This window comes from Candidatus Omnitrophota bacterium (genome assembly GCA_028717245.1).
GTDB lineage: Bacteria > Omnitrophota > Gorgyraeia > Gygaellales > Profunditerraquicolaceae > JAGUYA01.
Genome location: JAQUOD010000015.1, coordinates 1 through 15,982, shown reverse-complemented (window position 1 = coordinate 15,982; position 15,982 = coordinate 1). Strand labels below are relative to the sequence as shown.

Genomic DNA, 15,982 nt, shown 5'->3' with positions numbered 1-15,982 from the left:
CGTTTCAACCGTAGGGATTAGTGAGGAAGCAATACGAAGATACGTGACAATGCAGGGGAAGGAAGACGCAGGACAAACGAAGTTTGGCTTTTAAAAGAACCCCGCCTGTAAAGGCGGGGGTATCTATCAATTGTTTAATAGCCTGGAATACAATAGCAAACTGCTTATCGTATTTCTTTTCCATTTCTTCAATTTTACGCTTAAGGTCTCTATTGGTTAAAAGCATACGCCTCAATTGGGCAAAAGCGCGCATAATTTGGATATTGACCATAATTGCGCGCTCGCTATTTAATACGCTTGAAAGCATAGCTACGCCTTCTTGGGTAAAAACACGAGGAAGCTTCCTTATGCCACCCCAGCTTGAAGTCGCAAAATGCGATTTCAAGTTTAAGGCCTCCTCTTTGGTGAGTTGAAACATGAAATCTCCCGGAAATCGTTTAATATTCCTACTTACCTGTTCATTTAACCTCCCTGTTTTTACAACATAAAGCACGGCTAAGTCAATATCTAGCATAACCTTTTTACCCCTTATAACTAGAATCTTTGTGGCTATTATTTCTGCTGCAATTGAATTAGACATTTTTGGCCTCCTTTTTACTATAATAGATGTGCAAAATACCAAAATCTAACACAAATTTTTTATCTTTTTTCAGTTTGAAGTTTTCAGTTTGGAGCGAGTTCATTAAATTATCGGTGAGAGCGAGGCCGAAAGTCGAGCGAAGTTTTGCACGCTGGGCAAAACGAGCGCCCCTGCGAGAAACAAGACAAGGCAGCCACTAAGACATTATTCATGCCTTTAAACTTTGTGTTTTCCGTTTTTTATTCTTGACCCCCCCTTTTTACTATTATATAATATAAATTCCTTATCTTATTTTCCCTAGAGAAAAGGAGCGCATATCATGGGTGCCCAGAATAAAAGAAATTTTATCCTTCTTGGCCATGCCCAATCCGGGAAGACCACGCTTTCTGAGAGTCTGCTTTATTTTTGCAAGGCTACTACCAGAAAAGGCGCCATTGCCGATGGTACGACCGTAAGCGACTATAGTTTTGATGAGATAGAGAGGCGAAACTCCATTAATGCCAGCCTCTTATATTGTAATTATAAAGACACCCGGGTTCAGATTATCGATACCCCGGGTTACGCGGATTTTCTTGGAGAGGTCATTTCAGGCATACGCGCGGTAGATGCTGCGGTGGTAGTAGTGGATGCTTTATCCGGGGTGGAAGTAGGCACCGAGCGTGCCTGGCAGCTTTTAGAAGAAGCAAACCTGCCTTGTATCATATTTATCAATAAAATAGATAAAGAAGGCGTAGATGCCGATAAAACCCTGGTAGATATCAAAGAGGGGCTTTCTAAGAAAGCTTTAATTATCGCTTCTTTAGATGAGCCGGATTTAGTAGAGACTATTGCAGAAAGCGACGATAAGCTCCTGGAGAAATATCTTGAAGGCACAAAATTGACCGCAGAAGAATTAAGCCGCGGTTTACGCCAGGCAGTAATCAAGCGCAATATATTTCCCGTAGTTTCAGGTTCAGCCCTAAACGAAAAGGGTATAGAGGAATTATTGAATGGCATCCTCGCCTATTTCCCTTCGCCTGTTGAGAGGACAAGAGTAGAAGTTTCTAACCCGCAGAATCCCGAGGTAAAAAAAGAAGTGGTTCTTAAGGAGGACAGCCCTTTTAGCGCGTTTGTATTCAAGAGCATATCCGATCCCTATGTAGGACAGCTTAGCTTATTGCGTGTTTTTTCCGGGTCTTTATTATCGAATACGGGATTTTACAATGTGAATAAGAGGACAAGGGAGAGGATCGGGCAGATTTATCTTTTACAGGGTAAAGAGCAGCGGGGTGTTGACGCTGCTTCCTGCGGCGATATTGTGGCTATTGCCAAGTTAAGAGAAACATCAACTTCGGATTCTCTCTCCGATGAAAAGAGCCAGGTTTTATTCGAACCCGTTATTTTCCCTGAGCCTGCCATCTCCGCCTCGGTAAAGCCAAAATCCCGCCAGGATGAAGAAAAGATCTCCGGGGCGCTGCAGAAATTGGCCTGTGAAGATCCCACATTTAAGGTGACGCATGACCCGCAGACCAAAGAGCTGATTATTTCCGGCCTGGGCGACCAGCATTTAAGCGTGATGATCGGCCGCCTGAAAAAAAGGTTCAATGTCGAAGTAGAATTAGGCACCCCCAAGGTTTCCTATAAGGAAACCATTACCAAGAGCGTCAAGGTCCAAGGTAAATTCAAGCGCCAGTCCGGCGGGCGCGGCCAATACGGCGACTGCTGGATTGAAGTAGAGCCTATGGAGAGAAGTAAGGGCTTTGAATTTATTGATAAGATTTTCGGCGGGGCGATTCCCCGTAATTTCATCCCTTCGGTAGAAAAAGGCGTAACTCAGGCATGTTTGGAAGGGGCGGTAGCGGGTTATCCGATAGTAGATATACGGGTGCGCCTGGTGGACGGTTCTTACCATGAAGTTGATTCCTCGGATATGGCCTTTCAGATTGCCGGTTCCATGGCCTTAAGAAAAGCAATCATGGCTGCGGGGCCGGTGCTCTTAGAGCCGATTATGGATGTGGAGGTGGTTATCCCCGAAGAATCTTTGGGCGGGATAACCGGAGACATCAACTCCCGGCGCGGACGGATTATGGGTATGGAGGTTAAAGGCAGGAGCCAGGTTTTAAAGGCCCAGGTCCCCTTATCCGAGATGTTCACCTACGCCAATGACCTGCGTTCGATCACCGGCGGAAGAGGCACATATACCATGCGCTATTCGCATTACGAAGAGGTTCCTCATAAGATCGCCTCGAATATTATAAATCAATACCAGGCCAGCAGGAAGCAAGAACAGGAAGAATAATTAAATAATGAAGATAGCCGTATTTGCACTTCCCGATATCCCACTCGGTAAGCACAATGTCAAGGACAGCCGCCTTGATGAGGTAGATAAAATAACTAAGGCCAAAAAAAAGACCTATGTGCAGGTAGAGCTTGTCGGCGAAGATGCGGCGCTGGAGGCGGATGCGATTTTGGTATCCAGCGATGCGCGCACAGACCTGATTCTAAAAGACCTGGAGTTTGTAGAAACGCGCCTTAGCCGCGCCGAAGGAGAACCGGAAAAAATATTACTAAACAAATTAAAATCCGTTTTAGAAAAAGAAGGATTTATTTTTCAGGCAGGGTTAGATAACGACGAGAAACAGGCATTATCGCGCTATAGCCTGTTGACTAGTAAGCCGATTGTAGTGGCGCAAAAAGAGGAGCCGGCAGAGACAGGCAATTTATTGTCGCGGGCATTGAAAGAAAGCGGCTTTATCAGTTTTTTTACTACCGGGGAGAAAGAGACGCGCGCCTGGCTCATCCGCCAGGGCTCTACTGCCTGGGAGGCCTCAGGGGCAATACATTCTGACATACAGAAAGGTTTTATCCGCGCGGAGATTATAAGTTTTGCTGATTTTATCCAGGCAGGCGGAGAAACGCAGGCCAAGCAGCAGGGAAAAATGCGCCTGGAACAAAAAGATTATCTGATGCAGGATGCGGATCTGGTTAATTTCCGTTTCAATAAATAAGTGAAGTTATCCGCCGTAGGCGGATTAAATTCGCAGACACTTCGCTATAACTTACGTCGTATTTACAATACTCCGTAAGTTATCTGCTCATTTAAGGAGGAAAGGCTAACATGGTTAAAGTAAGGCGCGCGCTCATCAGCGTATCAGATAAGGCAGGATTAGTGGATTTCGCCAGAGAACTGAATAAATTGGGGGTAGAGATTCTTTCTACCGGCGGCACAGCAAAATTGCTGCGCGAAAATAATATACCGGCAAGAGAAGTATCCGAATATACGGGTTTTCCCGAAATGCTCGATGGCAGAGTCAAGACTTTGCACCCTAAGATTCATGGCGGGCTGCTTGCTGTAAGGGATAACCCTAATCATATGCAGAGCCTCAAAGAGCATAATATCGGACTTATAGATATGGTAGTAGTCAATCTTTATCCCTTTGAAAAAACTACGCAGAAGCCGGATGTGACCATAGAAGAGGCGGTTGAAAATATCGATATCGGTGGGCCTTCGATGTTACGTTCTGCGGTCAAGAATCATAAGGCTGTGGCAGTGGTATGTAACCCAGCGCGTTACGGCCAGGTTATCGCAGAACTGAAAGAAAATAAAGGCGTTTTATCTGCGGGCCTGATGCGTGAACTAGCTATAGAAGTCTTTGCGCTCACCAGCCGCTATGATAATGCCATCTATAATTATCTGCAGAATTATTTTAAGGCCAAGGCAGATTCGGCGGGGTTCCCGCAGGCATTGAGTTTAAATTTTGAAAAGATTCAGGACCTAAGATACGGAGAAAACCCGCATCAAAAAGCAGCCTTCTATAAAGAAAAAGGCAAGATGCGCGGTTTAATTAATTTAAAGCAATTACAGGGTAAAGAATTATCTTTTAACAATATCCTGGACTTAAACAGTGCCTTAGAATTAGTTAAGGAATTCGCTAACCCTGCGGCGGTGGTTGTGAAACATAATAATCCCTGCGGCGTAGCAGAGGATAAGGCGCTGGATAAGGCATATCTTGCTGCCCATAAGTGCGACCCGCTTTCTGCCTTCGGAGGTATCGTAGCATTAAATAGAAAGCTCGACCTTAAGACTGCCCGGGATATCCTTAAGAGCGGGTTCCTGGAATGTGTCATTGCCCCGGGATTTGATGAGGGGGTAGCAGAGTTATTCAAGGATAAGAAGAACCTGCGCTTGTTAGAACTGAATGATATCGGGCCTATCAATGAACCGGAGTTGAAACGCGTAAGCGGCGGGCTCCTGCTTCAAGATAAAGATTTAGCGACCCTGGATATGAATATTCTTAAAGTGGTCACCAAGAAAAAACCTACCCGGAAGCAATTAGAGAGCCTTGTTTTCGGATGGAAAGTGGCCAAGCATGTTAAATCTAACGCCATTATTCTAACCCAGGGGACAAAGACAGTGGGTATGGGAGCGGGCCAGATGTCGCGCGTGGACTCGGTAAAAATAGCCAAGATCAAATCCGGAAAATTAAGCAGGAATTCCTGCCTTTCTTCAGACGCGTTCTTTCCTAAGGCGGATGCGGTCATAGAAGCAGCTAAGGCAGGCGTAAAGGCCATAATCCAGCCCGGTGGCTCAATCAGCGACGAGGAGATAATTAAAGCCTGCGATAAATATAAAGTCGCTATGGTCACTACCGGCATCAGGCACTTCAAACATTAGGTCTTAGGTTTTGGGTGTTAGGTTTTAGGTTGTACCTAACACCTATTACCAAATACCTATTACCTAATAAATGACCTACCCCCAAACCATCCAATACCTGGAATCTTTTGTCGATTACGAGAAGATCTCCGCTTATCCTTATAAGGAATCTTTGAGATTAGAGCGGGTTAAAGATTTCTTAACCCTAATTGGTAATCCACAGGATAGTTTAAAATGCATACATATAGCAGGCACCAAAGGTAAAGGTTCGGCCTGCGCATTCATTGCTTATATATTAAGGCAGGCCGGATACCGGGTAGGCTTATACACCTCTCCGCATTTATCGGACTTTAGAGAAAGAATACGCATTTTAGAGTGTCAAAGTGTCAAAGTGTCAAAGTGTCAAGGCACAGAAGACTTTGAGGGGATGATTTCTCAAGAGGATTTAACTTTACTTACAGAAAGATTAAAACCCGCGATTCAAAATTACAATAAACGCTGTGAATATGGCCCGCTTTCTTTCTTTGAAGTTTACACTTCTTTAGCCTTTGTTTATTTCAAAGAGAAAAGCGTTGATTTTACGGTCTTAGAGACCGGCCTGGGCGGCAGGTTGGACGCTACTAATGTCGTCAATCCTTTGGTGGCAGCTATCACTCCCATAAGTTATGAGCATACGCAAAAGCTCGGCAATACCTTAAAAGAGATTGCGGCGGAGAAAGCGGGAATCATAAAGGTGTCAAGGTGTCAAGGTGTCAAGGTGTCAAGGTCTGTAGTAATAAGTGCGCCGCAGGAAGACGAGGCCCTTGGCGTCATAAGAAATAGATGCAAAACATTAGGAGCAAGATTACTTGAAGTCGGGAAAGATATTTTAGTTACCGCTTACAGCTTACCGCTTACAGCTTACCGCTTTAAAGTCAAAGGCATATCTGGCGAGTACGCAAATTTAAAAATAAGGCTTTTAGGTAAACACCAACTAATCAATGCGGCTGTGGCTGTAGGCGTAATTGAGGCATTAAGGGTTTATAATATTGATGTGGGCATGGATGCGATAAGAGGCGGCCTTTATAATACTCTCTGGCCGGGCAGGTGCGAGGTTATTTCTCCAGACCCTTTAATAGTTTTAGACGGCGCGCAGAATATCGCCTCCACGCAGGCCTTAAAAAAAACAGTCAAAGAGAATTTTCAATATAAGAGATTAATCCTTGTTTTAGGCATTTCCAGCGATAAGGATATAAAAGGAATCTGCAGCGAACTTTATGAACTGGCAGATGAGATTATTTTAACCAAGGCTGATAACCCGCGCGCCAGTGAACCTGAGGTTTTGGCCCAATATTTTCCCGGCAAAAAAATCCATATGACTGATGGTGTGAAAGAGGCAAAGGCATTAGCCAGGAGGCTTAGCCAAAAAGAGGATTTGATCTTAGTTTGCGGTTCATTATTCGTAGTAGGTGATTTTAGAAATGATAGAATACGACCTTAACGATACTATAGCCGCAATTGCCACATCTACCGGAGAATCGGGCATCGGTATAGTGCGTATAAGCGGCAAAGAGGCGCTGGCTATAGCGGATAGGATTTTTGTTTCCAAGGATAAGAAAGCCCCTTCAACGTTTAAAACTTATACTACGCATTACGGTTGGATCATTAGGGGCGCGAAAATTATCGACGAGGTAATTTTGACCGTAATGCGTTCACCCAGAAGTTATACCAAAGAAGATATCGTTGAGATAAACTGCCACGGCGGCATCGTGGCATTGCGCGCAGTTTTGGATTTGGTTTTAGAGCAAGGTTGCCGCATAGCCTGCCCCGGAGAATTTACCAAACGCGCATTTTTAAACGGCAGGATTGATTTGGCGCAGGCCGAGGCGGTCCTGGATATTATTCGTTCCAAAACAGAGAGCGCCCTAAGAATAGGGACAGGGCAACTGAAAGGAAACTTATCCGCTGAAGTAGATAATTTAAGAGAATCTCTCTTAGATATACTTTCGCAGATAGAGGCAAACATTGACTTTCCCGACGAAGAAACCGGGGCCGTTGATTTAGGAAATATTGCGCAGAAGTTAAGAGCGGTAAAGAGAATGCTGAAAACTGTTTTAGAAACTTCATGGCAGGGTAGGGTATTACGCGAAGGCATAAATGCGGTAATCTGCGGCAAGCCCAACGTAGGCAAGTCTTCGCTTTTAAATGCCCTCTTGAAACAGGAGCGCGCCATAGTTACGCCCATAGCCGGCACAACGCGGGATACCATCGAAGAAATCATTGATATCAGAGGCATCCCGGTTAAGATTGTGGATACCGCCGGAATTATTGAACCGAAAGACCTTATAGAAAGAAAAGCCATACAACGCTCAAAAAAATATATTGCTTCGGCAGATTTAGTCATCCTTTTATTCGATGGCAGCAAAAGAATCGCCCGTGAGGATATAGCCCTGATGGAGAAGCTGAAAAAGAAACCCGCCATCGCTATTATAAATAAGATAGATTTAAAACAAAAGATTGAAAGAGCCCGGATTTTAAAAAGATTTCCGGGCGCGATCAGCATATCCGCAAAAAAAGGTAAAAATATTACCCTTATTGAATCTGCTATTGCCGGTTTAGTTTATAACGGCAAAGTAGCGCAACCGGAATCGGTATTAATCAGTAACTTAAGGCACATTGAGGCCTTAAGGAGAACGGAGAAACTTGTTGCAGAGGCAGCGGATTCGTTGGATAATAAATTATCTTTAGAATTTATTGCCCAGGATATCAAGGAGGCGTTGGGATATTTAGACGTCATATTAGGCAGGAGATTTTCGGAAGACCTGCTGGATAGGATTTTCAGCCAGTTTTGCATCGGTAAGTAAGCGGAGGCGCAATGGATAAGAAAAAAATCGCAAATGCGGTCAAGAATATATTAGAGGCAATCGGCGAGGACCCGAAGAGGAAAGATTTACAGGATACCCCGCAACGCGTCGCAGAAATGTACGAAGAGATATTCTCAGGGATGCGGCAGGATCCCCAAAGAGAGTTAGAAGTTATTTTGGACCAGAAACACGAAGAGATAATTTTATTAAAAGGGATACCTTTATATAGCGTTTGTGAACACCATCTGCTTCCTTTTTTAGGCAAAGCGCACATTGCTTATATTCCCAAGGGCGGGCGCGTTACGGGTTTGAGTAAATTAGCCCGCGTGGTCGATATTTTAGCAAAACGCCCCCAGGTTCAGGAACGGCTGACTACCCAAATCGCCGAAATTATTATGTCAAAGTTAAAACCGCAAGGGTGCATGGTCGTTATTGAAGCAGAGCATATGTGTATGTCTATGCGCGGTGTGAAAAAGCCGGGGACCTTGACGGTTACTTCTGCGGTAAGGGGGGTGTTTAAAGAAAACGAAAAGACCCGCGCCGAGACCCTGGCCTTAATTAAGTCATAAACTAAATTATGCTCTCGGAACAGAAGATCAGGGCTTTTTTATTTTATCTAAGCGTAGCTATTTTTTTTCTGGGGCTGCCCTTTATCCTCTCTTTTGCCCTGGGTTATAAATTTAACCCGCATACCCTGAAGTTTACCAAGACGGGCTTAATTGTCCTAAAGACCCAGCCCCCGGGAGCAAGTATTTACTTAAACAAAAAATTACTGGGGGCGAGGACCCCCGCTACCATCACTGAACTTTTACCCGGCAGATATCATATTGACTTAGAGCTAGAGAGGCATTATCCCTGGTTCAATGAGGTTGATGTGGGGGCAGCTACGGTAACGCGCTTAGAAAAAGTGATACTCTTTCCTTTAAGGCCCAACGTCAAGCAGGTAAATAAAGACAGGCTTACCTCTTTCTGGATAGATGATGAAAGGGAGATAATCTATTTCATTAACGCAGAAGAGGAAGGCATCTATAAATCAGACTCAGAGGGCGGGCATTTGGAAAAAATTACTGATTTTATAGTCATCTCTCCGGTTCCCTTTAAATGGAAGGTCTCTCCTGACAGGGAAAAGCTTTTATATTTTAATGCCCGGCAAATCGGCATAGCCTACTTAGAGCCGCAGAATAAAATAACGCAGAAAGCACCTTTTATATTAAATTATGAAAATGGCAGGATAGCGGACGTATTCTGGCATTCCGACAGTTATCATCTGGTCTTAATCAGCAATATAAGCGTGGAGGCGTTGGAAGCCCAGCCTCAGGCAGTATCGGTCAAATTAGTAAATTTAAACAAAAAAGATACCTCCTGTTTTTATGACGGCCATAGCGATACGCTTTATTTTCTGGATAGCCAAACAGCGGCAGACGGCAATATCTACGATAATCTCTATAAATTGGAATTAAACGCCAGGGCCGTTCCTTTAGAGGATTTGATAAAAGTAAATTCCGATGAGTAAAAATCTGAAAATTAAAAGATATCTTGAAATCATTCCGGGGAGTATCTCCTGGGGGATACTTATTTCTATGGTTGCGCTCTCCATATGGCAGCCTATCTTTTGCGCGGTCCTGATTATTATTTTTGATTTCTACTGGATTATCCGCACTGCTTATCTGACTACGCTTTTGTTTATGGCCTATAAAAAATTATCGCAAGAGAAAAACAGGGACTGGTTGACAGACTGCCAGAAGTTAAGCGCGCATAAGGACTGGCAGGCCATTTACCATCTGGTTATCTTCCCGGTGTATAAAGAGGGCTTGGATATCTTGAGGCCATCTCTTGAGGCCATCAGGGAATGCCGCTATCCCAAGGAAAAAATAATCCTGGTAGTTGCTTTTGAAGAGCGCTATGCGCCTTCCAGGGAACATGCCCAGGCCCTCGAGGCAGAATTTAAATCCTTATTTTTTGGTTATTTATCCACCTTTCATCCTGACGGCCTCCCCGGGGAGACCCGCACCAAGGGTGCTAACGCTACCTGGGCAGCTAAAAAGGCCAGGGAATTTCTGGCCGGGCATCTCATTCCTTTTGAAAACGTCGTTGTTTCCTGCTTTGATGCGGATACCTGCGTGGAAAGGCAATATTTCGGATGCCTTACCTATCATTTTTTGACTTCTCCCAAGCCGCATCAGGCCAGTTACCAGCCCATTCCGGTTTACAACAATAATATCTGGCATGCCCCCTCTTTTGCCCGTTTAGTAGAGATAAGCGCGTCCTTCTGCCAGATGATTGAGAGTATGCGCCTGGAGAAATTTGTTACTTTTTCCAGCCACAGCATGAGTTTTAAGTCCTTGATAGCCATAGATTACTGGCCGGTAAATATGGTCTCCGATGATTCTGTGGTCTATTGGAAGGCCTTCCTTTTTTATAATGGAGATTACCGCGTTGTGCCGTTATACATCACTGTTTCTATGGACGTGGCTTATTCCAGCAACTTCTTTAAGACTATCCTTATCCAATACAGGCAGAAGAGGAGATGGGCCTGGGGCGTAGAGAACTTTCCTTTTTTAGTCAGCGAATTCTTAAATAAAAAAGATATACCCTTGGTAAAGAAGATAAGGCGGTCGTTTCACCTTCTGGAGAGCCACATTACCTGGGCGGTATGGGCAATTATTATGATGCTCATCACGCCGCTACCTATCTTTTTAGGAGGCGCTTTCTTTAATCAGATGCCCATAGGTTATAATCTGCCGCGGATTACCGGGCTATTGCTCAACTTTACTTTGGGGACCAGCTTGATTTGGATTCTCTTAAGCCGCACGATCCTGCCTAAGAGGCCCGCCGGCGTCAAATGGATTAAAAATATAGTGATGGTTGTGGAATGGGTCATTGTTCCCTTTATCGTTTTGATCCTGGGGTCTGCCCCTGCCTTAGATGCGCAGACACGTTTAATGCTGGGAAAATATATGGAGTTTTCCCATACCGAAAAGAAACGCAAATAATAAAAGCAGTTTCAAAGTGTCAAGGTATCAAAGTTTTTTGACACTCTGATACATTGATACTTTGACACAACATATCTAAATGGGAGGGTGAAGATGAGAAAGATAATATTTTTTATCTGTTTATTTAGTTTTATTTTTTCAACTGGTCTTGCATTAGCCCAGACGAACCTTAGTAACATAGCAATAGATGACTATGCCGCCACAGGTGAGAACGAAGGCAGGTTTACATTGTTGATGATGAAAGGCCGTTCTACCCAGAATACGAGCATCCCGGGTTTGATATTAGATAGTTTCCAGGGGATAGTCTGGGTCTGTGAGGACCTGGAGAATGCCAGGCCCATCTGGCTTAAGACAGACCTGGCCCGGAATAAGGATGCCTTATCCCACAAAAGATATGTAGCCAGGATATTGGAATGGCAGGAGGGGAATTTCAAGGTGCCGGCAATTATCATAGATACCGAAGAGGGGAATATCTGGACTTGTGCTAATGTGGCGGGAGACGGCGACACTTGGACGCAGACAGATTTTAAAAACGCGACACAACAAGAGATACGTGGTACGCAGATAAAATACTAAAAACTTTATCGGATGGAATGAAGGCCGTAATCGCAAGGATACAAAATAATTATTTATTCTGGATACTCCTTTGGGCGGGGGCAATACTGATTTTTGCTTATGCCTGGGTGCCGGGTGGGCTGGATGTGGATTCCTGTAATTATGCGGCAGTGGCGAAGGAGATTTTGCGTACGCATAAATGGTTGGGGCTGTATGACCCTGTCTACCAGGGAGTCTTTTATTATCATTTCCCGCTGTGTATCTGGGCTACTGCGTTTTTCTTTAAGTTCCTCGGGGTCTCCACCTTTAGCGCCAAGTTATTTTCCATGCTCAGCGCTATAGCGCTGGTAGGGGCAATATTTTATTTTGGCAAGTTGCTGAAAAATCATTGGGTAGGATTTTTCGCGGGCTTCAGTTTTCTTTTTACTAATCATATCGTACGCCTTTCCCGGCAGTGCCGGATGGATTTGCCGGTGAGTTTATTTATTACCCTGGCTATCTTAAGTTTTGTCTTGGCGCAGAAACGTTCCCGCGCCTATTATCTTATTTTTGGTTTATTTACCTCTTTAGCCATATTTGCTAAGGATGTCATGGGGTTAGCGCCTTTAGTGGTTGTCTTTATATATTTAGTTGTTACCTCACGCTGGAAAGAATTCTTTCAACCTTTATTTATTTGCGGATTAGTCGTAGCCATATTGCCTGTTATGGCCTGGATTTGGCTTGATGAGAATACCTTATTTAATCCCTGGTTAAATTGGAATTTCTTGCACCTTTTAAAATCCCCGGCATTCAATGTACCCTGGTATTATTATATAAAGGCAATAGCGAGCAAATATTTTTATTTGCTCCCCTTAGCGCTTTACGGCGGGTACCTGGCAATTAAAGAGGCGCGCCGGGATAAAAGAGGCGAATTTTATCTCTTGATTATCTGGGCGGTTATCTTCCCGCTGGCATTCTCCTTCGGCAGGCAGAAGCTGCATTATTTTATTCTGTCGATGTATCCGGCCACTTCATTATTAGTGGGTATGGCCTGCGAGAGGATTTTTAAGGAACCGCTGAAACTTAAAATAGCGCAGGGTTGCAAATATATTTTAATCATCGCTACTATCGTGATGCTCTGTTTTCCATTGAATATCCGCAGCAAGCGTTTTGCGGAGATTATTCGCCTCAGCCCTATTATAGATGAGACCTTAAAACAGCTGCCCGAATATGAATTTATCGCCTATAAACAGGATATGGCCTCTCTTTTATTTTATTCGCAGGAACTATCCCGCGTCAAATATATAGAGGATAAGGTAAAAATGGAAGATGAATTGGGGAATAACCTTTTGATAAAGCCGAGAGTCTGTTATATGAGCGAAGAGGATTTCTTAGGGTTGAATCCGTCCGTAAAACAAAAATGGCAGATTCTCTTAAAATATAAAGATAGGATAGTCATTGTAAGCCCGCAGGCCGCAGGAGTAACAGTCATCCTGCCTTAAGGTTCTGTATTGGTAAGGAGATTCTTTTGAAGAGGTCTTTAATTTCTAATATCCTGCTTTCTTTGGTTTCTGTTTTCTTTGTCTTATTTTGCGCTGAAATTATCATGCGTTTTACCTGGGAGATGGGCGGGTGGGTGAAACGCCCGATTTACAGGAAAAGCAGCAATCCCTACCTGCGTTATGAACTCATCCCTGGGGCTAAATCCGGCGGCATATCCATAAATTCCGACGGCTTTCGCGGCCGGGAATATTCTATAGCCAAGCCGGATGGCACCCTCCGTATAATTATGCTGGGCGATTCCGAAACCTTTTCCTTTATGCTTCCCGAAGATGATAGCTTACCCAAACAATTAGAAAATTTACTTAATAAAAAATTTCATTTCCTGCGTTATGAAGTCCTTAATTTCGGAGTAGAAGGATACAGCACTTTTCAGGAATTGGAGATGTTTAAAACCAAGGGCATAAAATACAACCCTGACTTGGTTATCCTGAACTATGTCTTAAATGACCCTGAACCGGGAGAATATTATTTTAATAAAACCTTCCTGATGCGCCATAGCGCGCTGGTGCGTTATTTTACTTATCGATTCAAAAAGGCACTCATAATAAGGGAGAGGAAGAGATTAAATATCCGCACTGAGGTGGATAATTATTACTATTACCACCAGCCGAAATATTTCATTCCTCTTAAAAACGCAATACTTGAGATGGCTGATATGGTTCAGCAGAATGGCCAGAAACTTGTGATAGTGATTTTTCCCACATCCAGTATCGCAGTAAAGGATTTTAAAGAAAATTACCCCTATTGGCCATTGCATAAACTGGTAAAAAGCATAGGCTCCGGTAACATCATATTTATTGACCTCATTGACGAATTTAACCGTTTAGGCATGACTCCCCAGTCCGTTTCCATAAATTATGCCTATGATGAGAGCCACAAGAACGCCCGTGCCTTAGGGGTATCGGCCCAATATATCTATGAGGCTTTGAGAGCCCGGGGGCTTATCCCCGAAAACGATAAAGCCCTTTATTAATCTTCACCAGCCCTTATCCAGACTCCTGTACTGTATTGCCTCTGAAATATGGTCTGTTTTTATATTCTCGCTTCCTCCCAAATCCGCAATTGTCCTTGAGACCTTCAATATCTTATTATATGCCCTGGCGCTAAAATTCAGTTCAGTCATAGCCATTTTTAGCAGTTCACTCTCCTCTTTTCCTAAGACACAGAATTTTCTGACTTGTCTATGGCTCATTCGGGCATTAGACATAATACTCTTGTCTTTTAGCCCTTCGGCGGAAAATCTTTCCCGTTGTATTGCCCGCGCTTTTTCTACCCGGGCCTTAATTGTTTGCGATGGCTCGGCATCTCTTACATCAGTCAGCTCTTTATATTTTACGGCGGGGATTTCAATATGAATGTCAATCCTGTCCAAGAGAGGCCCGGAAATCTTGCCCATATAACTGGCTATTTGTGTTGTTGAGCAGCGGCAGGCCTTTTGAGGGTGAGTATAATATCCGCACGGACAGGGGTTCATCGCGCAGACTAACATAAAAGAAGCGGGGAAGGTAAAAGATTTCATCATGCGGGATACGCGTATGGACCCTTCTTCCAAAGGTTGCCGCAGCGCCTCTAAAGCATTACGGTGGAATTCAGGTAGTTCATCCAAAAATAATACGCCCTGATGCGCCAGGCTTATCTCGCCCGGTTGCGGCAGAGAACCGCCGCCTACCAATGCCACATCGGAGATAGTATGGTGCGGGCTGCGGAAAGGCCGCCTGGCGATAATACCGTCTTTAACCGGCAGGGTTCCCGTTACTGAATGAATTTTAGTGACCTCTAAGGCTTCCTCAAGGGTCAGTTCAGGCAGGATAGTAGGGATTCTTTTAGCTAACATAGTTTTCCCGCTGCCCGGCGGTCCGATAAAAAGCACATTGTGAGCGCCTGCTACCGCCACTTCCAAAGCCCTCTTTGCCAGATATTGGCCTTTGACCTCCGAAAAATCTATTTCGTAATCGGCGTTTTCTTGAAATAATTGCGCTACATCCAATTCAAAGGTTTTAATCATCTCTGGATTATTTAGAAATTCCACGCTTTCTTTCAATGTTTTTACCGGCCAGACAGAGATACCCGAGACTATAGCTGCTTCTTTGGCGTTCTGGCAGGAAACAATAAGATTTTTGGTATCATCGGATTTAGCTATAGCTATACTAACAGGCAGAATGCCCTTTGCCGGCCTCAGAGAGCCATCTAAAGAGAGCTCCCCCAGGATATAATAATCCTTTAGCCTTGTGCTGTTTAATTGTCCCGTAGCAGAGAGTATGCCTAAGGCTATAGCCAGGTCAAAACAGGTGCCTTCTTTTTTGATATCTGAAGGCGCCAGGCTTATGGTAATGCGTTCTGCGGGCCAGCTGAAACCCGAATTTTTAATTGCGGATTTCACCCTTTCCTTGCTTTCCCGGATAGCTGTATCCGCAAGGCCTACCAGCGTAATTACCGGCAGGCCCCTTGATACATCCACCTCTATTTCAATAGGATACGCCTCTATGCCTAAAAGGCCGAAACTAAAAACTTTTGCTAACATCGCCACACCTCCTTAAATGAGCACATAACTTACGGATCCGCCGCAGGCGGATAAGTTCGCCCGCCTCTGGCGGACTCACTTATAATAGACGCAAAGAAAGGATAAATCTAACGCCGGAATTGTTAACCCCGCCCTTTCTGTTAAGAGGGGCGTGCTATCAAGTAAGAAAGAGCGGAAGTTAAGAAAAAACCTGTAATCGCAATACAATAATGTCCGCTTTTAGCAAAGCAAAAATGTCCTGTTCCAAAGTTGCTATAATGATCCTTTCCAAAGGAGGATCATATGGCAGGAAAGGACATTATAATGGCTACGCAG

General features: G+C 44.1%; 13 protein-coding genes. 11 read left to right on the top strand and 2 right to left on the bottom strand.

The window, feature by feature from the left end; genetic code table 11:
• Nucleotides 1-4: 4 nt before the first annotated feature.
• Nucleotides 5-580 (bottom strand): ORF6N domain-containing protein, encoded by a 576-nt coding sequence (locus PHV44_07275; protein MDD5593063.1) that lies wholly within the window; start codon nt 578-580, stop codon nt 5-7.
• Nucleotides 581-899: 319 nt separating this feature from the next.
• Here PHV44_07275 and PHV44_07270 point away from each other — a divergent pair, with 319 nt between their 5' ends.
• The 11 genes from PHV44_07270 (at nt 900) to PHV44_07220 (ending at nt 14,119) form a co-directional block, all read left to right on the top strand.
• Nucleotides 900-2,858, top strand: a complete 1,959-nt coding sequence (locus tag PHV44_07270) for an elongation factor G (GenBank protein MDD5593062.1) — start codon at nt 900-902, stop codon at nt 2,856-2,858.
• Between the two features lie 7 nt (nt 2,859-2,865).
• Nucleotides 2,866-3,567: a DUF933 domain-containing protein gene (locus tag PHV44_07265; protein ID MDD5593061.1), complete on the top strand. Its 702-nt coding sequence runs from the start codon at nt 2,866-2,868 to the stop codon at nt 3,565-3,567.
• Nucleotides 3,568-3,677: 110 nt separating this feature from the next.
• On the top strand, nt 3,678-5,234 hold the full coding sequence (gene purH, locus PHV44_07260; protein ID MDD5593060.1) for a bifunctional phosphoribosylaminoimidazolecarboxamide formyltransferase/IMP cyclohydrolase: 1,557 nt from the start codon (nt 3,678-3,680) through the stop codon (nt 5,232-5,234).
• Between the two features lie 70 nt (nt 5,235-5,304).
• Complete coding sequence (locus PHV44_07255) at nt 5,305-6,693, top strand: bifunctional folylpolyglutamate synthase/dihydrofolate synthase (GenBank protein ID MDD5593059.1); 1,389 nt, start codon at nt 5,305-5,307, stop codon at nt 6,691-6,693.
• Nucleotides 6,674-8,056 carry a tRNA uridine-5-carboxymethylaminomethyl(34) synthesis GTPase MnmE gene (gene mnmE, locus PHV44_07250; GenBank protein MDD5593058.1) on the top strand — a complete coding sequence of 461 codons (1,383 nt, stop codon included), beginning with the start codon at nt 6,674-6,676 and terminating at the stop codon, nt 8,054-8,056. Before PHV44_07255 ends, mnmE begins: the two co-directional genes overlap by 20 nt.
• A gap of 11 nt (nt 8,057-8,067) precedes the next feature.
• Nucleotides 8,068-8,625, top strand: coding sequence for a GTP cyclohydrolase I FolE (folE, locus tag PHV44_07245; GenBank protein MDD5593057.1), 558 nt, complete (start codon nt 8,068-8,070; stop codon nt 8,623-8,625).
• Between the two features lie 8 nt (nt 8,626-8,633).
• Nucleotides 8,634-9,569 carry a PEGA domain-containing protein gene (locus PHV44_07240; protein MDD5593056.1) on the top strand — a complete coding sequence of 312 codons (936 nt, stop codon included), beginning with the start codon at nt 8,634-8,636 and terminating at the stop codon, nt 9,567-9,569.
• Nucleotides 9,562-11,049, top strand: coding sequence for a glycosyltransferase family 2 protein (locus PHV44_07235; GenBank protein ID MDD5593055.1), 1,488 nt, complete (start codon nt 9,562-9,564; stop codon nt 11,047-11,049). Before PHV44_07240 ends, PHV44_07235 begins: the two co-directional genes overlap by 8 nt.
• A gap of 93 nt (nt 11,050-11,142) precedes the next feature.
• On the top strand, nt 11,143-11,625 hold the full coding sequence (locus tag PHV44_07230; GenBank protein ID MDD5593054.1) for a hypothetical protein: 483 nt from the start codon (nt 11,143-11,145) through the stop codon (nt 11,623-11,625).
• A 17-nt stretch (nt 11,626-11,642) separates the two neighbouring features.
• Nucleotides 11,643-13,085: a glycosyltransferase family 39 protein gene (locus PHV44_07225; protein MDD5593053.1), complete on the top strand. Its 1,443-nt coding sequence runs from the start codon at nt 11,643-11,645 to the stop codon at nt 13,083-13,085.
• Nucleotides 13,086-13,111: 26 nt separating this feature from the next.
• Complete coding sequence (locus PHV44_07220; GenBank protein ID MDD5593052.1) at nt 13,112-14,119, top strand: hypothetical protein; 1,008 nt, start codon at nt 13,112-13,114, stop codon at nt 14,117-14,119.
• A 3-nt stretch (nt 14,120-14,122) separates the two neighbouring features.
• Here the strand turns inward: PHV44_07220 and PHV44_07215 are convergent, their stop codons facing one another.
• On the bottom strand, nt 14,123-15,667 hold the full coding sequence (locus PHV44_07215; GenBank protein ID MDD5593051.1) for a YifB family Mg chelatase-like AAA ATPase: 1,545 nt from the start codon (nt 15,665-15,667) through the stop codon (nt 14,123-14,125).
• Nucleotides 15,668-15,982 lie beyond the last annotated feature (315 nt).